9 protein-coding genes are annotated in these 8,156 nt (G+C 71.6%); 4 read left to right on the top strand and 5 right to left on the bottom strand.

Features of this window, described 5'->3' with window-relative positions; genetic code table 11:
* Window positions 1-57: 57 nt before the first annotated feature.
* Window positions 58-939 carry a hypothetical protein gene (locus tag ADL01_RS38585; RefSeq protein ID WP_053746748.1) on the bottom strand — a complete coding sequence of 294 codons (882 nt, stop codon included), beginning with the start codon at window positions 937-939 and terminating at the stop codon, window positions 58-60.
* Window positions 940-1,107: 168 nt separating this feature from the next.
* Window positions 1,108-1,533: a hypothetical protein gene (locus ADL01_RS38590; protein ID WP_053746749.1), complete on the bottom strand. Its 426-nt coding sequence runs from the start codon at window positions 1,531-1,533 to the stop codon at window positions 1,108-1,110.
* An 80-nt stretch (window positions 1,534-1,613) separates the two neighbouring features.
* Here ADL01_RS38590 and ADL01_RS38595 point away from each other — a divergent pair, with 80 nt between their 5' ends.
* The 4 genes from ADL01_RS38595 (at window position 1,614) to ADL01_RS38610 (ending at window position 6,041) form a co-directional block, all read left to right on the top strand.
* Entirely contained in the window at window positions 1,614-2,732 is a 1,119-nt protein-coding gene (locus ADL01_RS38595; protein WP_053746754.1) for a Gfo/Idh/MocA family oxidoreductase, read from the top strand.
* Window positions 2,729-3,259 carry a heme-degrading domain-containing protein gene (locus ADL01_RS38600; protein WP_053746750.1) on the top strand — a complete coding sequence of 177 codons (531 nt, stop codon included), beginning with the start codon at window positions 2,729-2,731 and terminating at the stop codon, window positions 3,257-3,259. The genes ADL01_RS38595 and ADL01_RS38600 overlap by 4 nt, the downstream gene beginning before the upstream one ends.
* A gap of 138 nt (window positions 3,260-3,397) precedes the next feature.
* Window positions 3,398-4,285: an LLM class F420-dependent oxidoreductase gene (locus tag ADL01_RS38605; protein WP_053746751.1), complete on the top strand. Its 888-nt coding sequence runs from the start codon at window positions 3,398-3,400 to the stop codon at window positions 4,283-4,285.
* Window positions 4,286-4,472: 187 nt separating this feature from the next.
* Window positions 4,473-6,041 carry a condensation domain-containing protein gene (locus ADL01_RS38610; RefSeq protein WP_053746752.1) on the top strand — a complete coding sequence of 523 codons (1,569 nt, stop codon included), beginning with the start codon at window positions 4,473-4,475 and terminating at the stop codon, window positions 6,039-6,041.
* Here ADL01_RS38610 and ADL01_RS38615 read toward each other — a convergent pair.
* The 3 genes from ADL01_RS38615 to ADL01_RS47975 all read right to left on the bottom strand — a co-directional run.
* Complete coding sequence (locus ADL01_RS38615; protein ID WP_053746753.1) at window positions 6,028-6,885, bottom strand: fumarylacetoacetate hydrolase family protein; 858 nt, start codon at window positions 6,883-6,885, stop codon at window positions 6,028-6,030. The genes ADL01_RS38610 and ADL01_RS38615 overlap by 14 nt on opposite strands.
* A gap of 144 nt (window positions 6,886-7,029) precedes the next feature.
* Window positions 7,030-7,806 (bottom strand): YidC/Oxa1 family membrane protein insertase, encoded by a 777-nt coding sequence (locus tag ADL01_RS38620; protein WP_078961025.1) that lies wholly within the window; start codon window positions 7,804-7,806, stop codon window positions 7,030-7,032.
* A gap of 166 nt (window positions 7,807-7,972) precedes the next feature.
* A partial coding sequence (locus ADL01_RS47975) for a DUF6412 domain-containing protein (RefSeq protein WP_420719785.1) occupies window positions 7,973-8,156 on the bottom strand: 184 nt, incomplete at its 5' end.

The following is an 8,156-nucleotide window of genomic DNA, read 5'->3' on the forward strand; positions in this document are numbered from 1 at the left end:
ACGAGATGCCGCGTGCGCACAGCCTGTCACAGGCCGGATCTTGGGGGAATGGCCGGTTCAGGTCCGTCCCACGCCTCGGACCCGGGCGAGCAGCACGACACCGCCGCCGGTCAGCAGCAACACGAACGCGATGCCCGCGAGGCGGAGGGCCGCCGCGCGCCGACCGGTCCCGGCGAGCTCACCGGTGCGCGTCGGCCCGTCCCGTACGCCGGGTACGGGTGTCCCGGCTGGGGGTGACGCGGGTACAGGTGACGCGGGTACAGGTGACGCGGGTCCGGGGGACGCGGGAACGGGTGTCGCGGGTACGGGTGTCGCGGGAACGGGTGCGGCCGACGCCGGGTCGGTGGCGGTGGGGGCGACGACGCGGAAGCGGTAGTCGTTGGACTGGCCGACCCAGTCGCCGTCGTCGGCGTGCCGCTGGATGACGGCGGCGTTGGCGACGACCTCGTTGGGCACCGCTCCGGCGCCGATCGCGAGCCGCACCTCGACGGAGACGGTCCGCCCCGGCCCGACGGTGAACCCGGCAAACCCGTCGCCGTCGAAGACCCCGATGGTCTCGTCGGCGTCCGTGGCCTCGAACCGCACGGGGTAGGGGCGGGGGCGGTGCCCGTCGTAGAACTGCAGGCGCGGCTGAGCCGTCGTCAGGGCGCGGCGCTCGTCGACGAGTACGAGGACGGGGTGGATGTCCGTGCAGGTGCGGGTGGTGTTGTTGGTGAGGTCGAGCCGCCAGGTCCGGAGCTCACCGCCGGCTTCGTAGGCGGCGGGGCCGCCGTGGATGCGGGTGGTGAGGGGGAAGGCGCCCTCGGTGGGAGTGTCGGCCTCGCAGCCGGCCGCGTGCGCGGGGACGGACAGGGCTCCCGGGGTGGCGAGCAGGGCGGCTGTCACGGTGGCGGTGACGGATGCGGTGACAGTCGTGGTGACGCAGTTACACAGTCGCATGAACACATGACCATGCCGGGGAGGCTGCGTCGGCGGGCGGCACCGCTCCGGAGCGGCTGGGGCTACGCCCCGAACGGGCCCGCGAATGCGCCCGATCAGCGGACGCGACGGATGCGGCGGACACGGCGGACGCGGCGCACGCGACGGACGCGGCGGTGGCTCAGCCGCTCACGCCGGCTCGTCCGTGTGGGCGAGGTGGCCGTCGGCGAGGCGCCAGTAGTGGAGGTGGGAGGTCTGGCGCCAGGTCTCGGGGGCGGTGAGGCCGTGCGTGATCCAGGCGTGGAGTTGCGGGAGGGCGGTCTCCTTCAGGACGGCGCGGATCGCGGCCCGCTCGGCCGCGTCGACCGGGTGGACGTCCACATAGAAGCCGACGCTGTCCGGGTGGACGCCTCCGCCGTGGGTGCGGGACTCGGGGGCGAACCAGCGGGCTCCGAGCACGATCGTCCCGCTGTCGTGCCCGGTGAGGAAACTCAACTCCCTTACGTGGACGGCGAGTTCCCCCAGCGAATCGTTGACGTCGGTGGTGGTCAGCGGCCAGGCCCGGTGCCGGGGAAGTTTTCGTCTGGGGCGTCTGCGCCGGTTGCGTGCGGTCATGGGCTGAAGGATCGCAGCGCGGGGCGGCCGGCCTCACGGGGTTTTTGCGCTTCGGCAACCGCGTTGCGAAAGTGGACGGCATGACTGGTACGACTGGCACGACTGGAATCACCGGCACATCCGGGACACCCGGCACACCCTTGCGCGTCGGCCTCGTCGGCTACGGCCTCGCGGGCTCCGTCTTCCACGCCCCGCTGATCGCCGCCACCGGGAGCCTCGTCCTCGACACCGTCGTCACCGGGAACCCGGAGCGGCAGGCGCGGGCCCGCGCCGCCTTCCCGGACGTACGGATCGCCGGCACCCCGAACGAGCTGTTCGCCCGCGCCGGTGAGCTGGACCTCGTCGTCGTCGCGTCCCCGAACAAGACGCACGTCCCGCTCGCGACCGCCGCCCTCGAGGCCGGCCTGCCCGTCGTGGTCGACAAGCCGGTCGCGGGCACGGCGGCCGAGGCGCGCGAGCTCGCCGCCCTCGCCGACCGGCGGGGACTGCTCCTCCCCGTCTTCCAGAACCGCCGCTGGGACCACGACTTCCGCACCCTGCGCAAACTGCTCGCGGAGGGCGAGCTGGGTGACGTATGGCGGTTCGAATCGCGGTTCGAGCGGTGGCGCCCGCACACCAAGGGCGGCTGGCGCGAGTCCGGCGACCCGGCGGAGTTCGGCGGACTGCTGTACGACCTCGGCAGCCACGTCGTCGACCAGGCACTCGTCCTCTTCGGCCCCGTCGACTCCGTGTACGCCGAGACGGTCATCCGCCGCCAGGGCGCCGAGACCGACGACGACACGTTCCTCGCACTCACCCACACCAGCGGCGTCCGCACGCATCTGTACGTCTCCGCGACCACCGCACAACTCGGGCCGCGCTTCAGGGTGTTGGGCTCGCGGGCCGGGTACGTGAAGTACGGCCTCGATCCGCAGGAGGGCGCCCTGCGGGAGGGCGGGCGGCCCGGGGACGCGGGGTGGGGGCTCGAACCCGAGAGCATGTGGGGGCGGGTCGGGGCCGGAGAGTCCCCGCTCACGGGCGGTGGGCGGCCCGAGCCGACACTGCCGGGGGCGTACGAGAAGTACTACTCTGCGATCGCCGCGGCCCTGCGCGACGGCGGCCCCAACCCGGTGACCGCGCTGGAGGCGGCAGCCGCGCTGGACGTACTGGAAGCGGCCCGGCGTTCCGCGAACGAGAAGGTGACGGTGACCCTGCGATGACCAGTCAGCACCACGGCCACAAGGCGACCGGACAGCCGTCCCTCGGGCCGCGCATCGCGCCCGAACTCACCCCGAGCATCGAGGAACTCGAAGCGCAGCAACGGCACCTGGTGTTCCGGGAGTTCTCGCACGACGACGCGTGGACGCTGGGTTCGCTGCTGGTGGAGCTGGCGCGGGAGCGGCAGGCGCCGGTGGCCGTCGACATCCACCGGGCCGGTCAGCAGCTCTTCCACGCCGCCCTGCCCGGCTCGACCCCCGACAACGACGCCTGGATCGACCGCAAGCGCCGGGTCGTGGAGCGTTACGGCGCGCCCTCCTACCTGGTGGGCGCCCGGTTCCGCGCCAAGGGCACGACGTTCGAGGCGGACTCGCGCCTCGACCCCGACACCTACGCGGCCCACGGCGGCTCGTTCCCGATCACGGTCGAGGGCGTCGGCGTGATCGGGGCGGTGACGGTGTCGGGACTGCCCCAACTCCAGGACCACCGACTGGTGGTGGAGGCGCTGGAGACGTTCCTCAAGGTGTAGAGGGAGTCGTCGGCGAGAGTCGGTGGCGGGAGTCGAGGAAGCCAGGGGTCGCGCGCGCCGGGAATTAACCCGAGGGACCCTCCGTTTCTCGGATGCACGGTACGGCATGGCATCCGGACTCAGAGGGAAACAGAACCGATGAACCAGGTCAGCGTCTCGCAGGTCAGCTCACTGAAGGCAACCGTCGGGCGGTACGGCATCTGGAGTTTCGGGCTGCGTTCGGAGGACCCCGCCGGCCTCACCGAGCGCGCCGAGACCGCCGCCGAACTGGAGGAACTGGGCTTTGGCGCCCTCTGGTTGGGCGGCAGCCCGGGCCTGCGGCACGCCGTTCCGCTCGTCGAGGCGACCTCGCGGCTCGTCGTGGCGACCGGTATCCAGAGCATCTGGGACTACGAGGCCGCCGAAACGGCGTCCGGTTACGCGAAGTTGGAAGCGACCCACCCCGGCCGCTTCCTGCTCGGCCTCGGGGTGAGTCACGCCGGGTTCGCGGAACGGTACCGTCGTCCGTACGCCTCGATGGTCGAGTACCTCGACGTCCTGGACGCGGCAGGGCAGCCCGCCGAGCGCCGGGTGCTGGCCGCGCTCGGCCCGAAGATGCTGGAGCTGTCGCGGGACCGCGCCGCAGGCTCGCACCCGTACCTCGTGACCCCCGAGCACACCGCGCAGGCCCGCGCGGCACTGGGCGAAACCCCGTTGCTGGCACCGGAGTTGAAGGTCGTACTGGACGCGGATCCGGACCGGGCCCGCACGACCGCCCGTTCCACCCTCGCCCTCTATCTGACCCTGCCGAACTACACCAACAACTTCCTGCGCATCGGCTTCACCGAGGACGACTTCACGGCCGGGGGCAGCGACCGTCTGATCGACGCGGTGTTCGCGTGGGGCGACGAGAACCGGATCCGCGAGCGGATCGACGCCTTCCACACGGCGGGCGCGGACCATGTCACCCTGCAGCTCCTCGGGGACTGGCCCAGGGAGGCCCTCCCCCGCGACAGCTGGCGCCGCCTGGCCGACCTCCTGAAGTGACCGGGAGAGGCCTGGGAGAGGCCTGGGAGAGGCCCGGGAGACGTGAGAGAGACGTAAGGGACTGGAGGGGATCTGCGCGGGCCCCGAAGCGGTGGCGTTTCCTCGGGATGCGTCCGCTCGTTTGTCTGCACGTGTCATCGAGCGGGATCCAGGAGCCCGGTGACACGCATGCGAACGGAGAAGTCCCGTGCGATTGACCGATATCCACCGTTGCGAGATCCGGCCCGGACGGCTCGTGACCTGGACCCTGCATCCGACGACCGTCGACAGCGTGGCCGAACTGCCGGACGACGCCCGCCCACCCGCGTACGTACAGGAGGCCCACGTCAGGACCGCGCGAACGGTACGCGAGGACGGCCTGTTCGTGCCGACCTGGCTCGGCACGGCGTTCGACATCCCCGGGCGGGTCGATCTCGACGTCCTCCAGGAGGCGTTGCGGACCTGGACGCTGCGGCACGAGACGCTGCGCAGCGGTTTCCGCTGGGCGAAGGGCCCACTCGCCTCCCCCGACGCCCCCGGCTCTCCTCATGACGAGCTGCGGCGCTTCACCCTCGCCCCCGACGCCGTCGTCCTGCACCGCGAGGACGCCGATGTGTTCGCGGACGGGGCCGCGCTGCCGCGCTTTCTGCAGGATCGGTTCGACATCGCGGCGGACGCGTTGACCTGGCCGAACTTCATCTACAGCGCGGTCGTCAGGGACGACAGCACCAGCGTGTACATGGCGTTCGACCACACCAATGTCGACTCGTACTCGATCTTCCGCATCGCCCACGAGGTCCACGAGCTCTACACCGCAGGCCTCGACGCCACGGCGGTGGACACCGCGCCGGTCGCCAGTTACGTCGACTTCTGCGCGAGCGAGCGGACGCACGCCGACGGCATCGACGAGACGCACTCGATCGTCGCCGAGTGGCGGAAGTTCATCGCCCGGTGCGACGGCAAGCTGCCGAACTTCCCCGTCGACCTCGGCCTCGACCCCGAAGGGCCGCTGCCCACACAGAAGTTGATGCGGGAGTGGCTCACGGACGACACGGATGCGGCGGCGTTCGAGGCGTACTGCCGTCCGTACGGCGGCAGCATGGTCGGCGTTCTCGCGGCGACCGCCCTCATCGTGCGGGAGATCAGCGGCCAGCAGGTGTACCGCACCGTCGTGCCCTTCCATACCCGGGCCAGGTCCGAGTGGTCGGACTCGGTGGGCTGGTACGTGGGCGGCGCGCCGCTCGAGATCCCGGTGGGCCAGGTGTCGGACTTCGACGGCGCCCTGGACCTGGTCCGCACCTCGCTGCGGGCGAAGCGGCCCCTGTCGAGGATGCCGATCGCCCGGGTGCTGAAGCTGCTGGGCTCCGACTTCCGGCCCACCTCGCCGGACCTGTACTCGATCGTCTCGTTCGTCGACACCCGGGACATCGCGGGCTCGGAGAGGTGGGAGGACCTGAAGGCGTACGGCCTGATCCGCGTGTCGTACGGCGACCAGGTGTGCGCCTGGATCACCCGCCTCCACGAGGGCCTCCAGTTCGCGGCCCGCTACCCGGACACGGACGTGGCGGAGAAGAACATGCGCCTGTACGTGGCGAGACTGCGGGAGCTGATCACGTCGGTGGCAAGGGAGGCCAGGGCCACCGACCCGCACCCTGAGCAGGCGCGCAGCGCCGCTTCAGGGGCGCGGGGAACCGCGCGACAAGCCCCCACCGGACCCGCACCCGAATCCCCCGCACCCGCGTCCCCCGCCCCCAGCGGAGCGCTCACGCGTCCTTGAACACCTGACGCTGCCGCCCGAGCCCCTCGATCTCCAGCTCGACCACGTCCCCGGCCCGAAGGAACGGCTTGGGCTCGGGCTCACCCAGCGCGACGCCCGCCGGCGTACCCGTGTTGATGATGTCACCCGGGTACAGGGTCATGAACTGGCTGACGTACCGCACGACTTCGGCGACCCCGAAGATCTGTTCGGCGGTCGTGCCGTTCTGCTTCCGCTCGCCGTTCACCCACAGCCGCAGTCCGAGAGCCTGCGGGTCCGGCACCTCGTCCGCGGTCACCAGCCAGGGCCCGAGGGGGTTGAACGTCTCGCAGTTCTTGCCCTTGTCCCAGGTCCCGCCTCGCTCGAGCTGGAACTCGCGCTCGGAGACGTCGTGCGCGACCGCGTACCCGGCGACGTGCGCGAGGGCCTCCTCGTGCGAGCCGAGGTAGCGGGCGGTACGTCCGATGACGACCGCGAGTTCCACCTCCCAGTCGGTCTGCTTCGACTCGCGGGGCACGAGCACCGTGTCGTAGGGCCCGACGATGGTGTCCGCCGCCTTGAAGAAGATCACCGGCTCGGTGGGCGGCTCGGCGCCGGTCTCGCGGGCGTGGTCGTGGTAATTGAGCCCGATGCACACGATCTTGCCGACGCCTTTCAGCGGCGGCCCGATCCGCAGCCCGGTCTCGTCCAGCGCGGGCAGCTCACCGGCGTCGGCGGCGGCCCGGATCCGGGCGAGTGCCGCGTCGTCGGCGAGCAGCGCCCCGTCGATGTCCGCGACGACCCCCGACAGGTCCCGCAGGGTTCCCTCGGCGTCGAGCAGCGCGGGCCGCTCCGACCCCGCCGTACCGACTCGCAGCAGCTTCATGGTCGCTCTCTCCCTCTGGCTTTCTGTTACGTCCCCCGGTCACATCCTCGGTCATCGTTCACGTTCATCGTCAGACGAGGGGGTCACCATTCATCGGAGGACTGGTCGATCGTCCAAGCTGGACGCCCGGTCCGCAATAGCGGTTCACGTACTGGACTGGGTGAGGGGTCGGGAACCGGCCTGGGGCGTGAGCTGCCAGCGGTACAGCACCGCCCGCTCGACGGCGCTCCAGGTCGTGCTGGTCACCATGTACAGCGCGGCGGCCAGCGGCATCACGGCCACGGAGAAGAGCGTGAGGAAGGACATGAAGGGCGCGAACTTCGTGGCGGAGGCGAGGCCGGGCAGCGCCTCGCCGCCGACGCTCACCGACGGCGGGTTGGCCGCCATGATCAGCTTCATGCGCCGGTAGTTGAAGGTGGCGACGGCGCCGACCAGGACGAACAGGCCGAGGTAGACGAGCCCGGCGGCCCCGAAGATCCCGTCCCCGCCGAGCGCGTCGGCCCACCGTTCGCCGAGCGGCGCGGCGAGCAGCTGGTGGGTGAGCAGGTCGTTGGTCCGGCCGCCGATCTCCCGGTTGGAGAAGAGGTGGTAGAGCAGGAAGAAGGCGGGCAGCTGGAACAGGCTCGGGAGGCATCCCGACAGCGGGGAGACCTTCTCCTCGGCGTGCAGCGCCATGACGGCCTGCTGGAGCTTCTTGGGGTCCTTCGCGTGCTGTTTCCGCAGCTCGGCGACCCTGGGCTGCAACACGGCGCGCGCCCGCTGACCCCGCGCCGCCGCGCGGGACAAGGGGTGCACGAGGAGTCGTACGAACGCGGTGAACAGGATGATCGCGGCGGCGGCCGAGGAGCCGTGGAAGAGGGGCTGGAGCAGATCGGCGAGCTGCTCGACCAGGCTCGCGAACGCGGACAGGAAGGTGGACATGGGTGGGTGAGCCCTCCGGGGGTCTCGTCGTACCGGAGATTCCATGGACACGCGGACGCGCTGCTACGCGGATGCGTGCACGCGTGTATGCGTGGGGAATCGGAGATCGGTATGACGACCCGCGCGCGGGGATGTCAGCTGCCGGCGCTGTGCTCGGTGCTGTGCCCTACGCGGTGGTCGCCGGGAGGGCGGGTCCGGGGGCGCGGGGGCGGGTGCGGCCGCGGGCGTCGGGGTCGCGTTGCGGCAGGAAGGCCGTACGGCGGGCCCGGGCGCGGGAGGGCGCGAGGGCCCGGGGGGGGGGGGCGGGGGGGGGGGGGGGGGGGGGGGGTGGAGGGGGGGGGGGGGAAGCC

This window comes from Streptomyces sp. NRRL WC-3618 (genome assembly GCF_001280005.1).
Classification (GTDB): Bacteria; Actinomycetota; Actinomycetes; order Streptomycetales; family Streptomycetaceae; genus Streptomyces.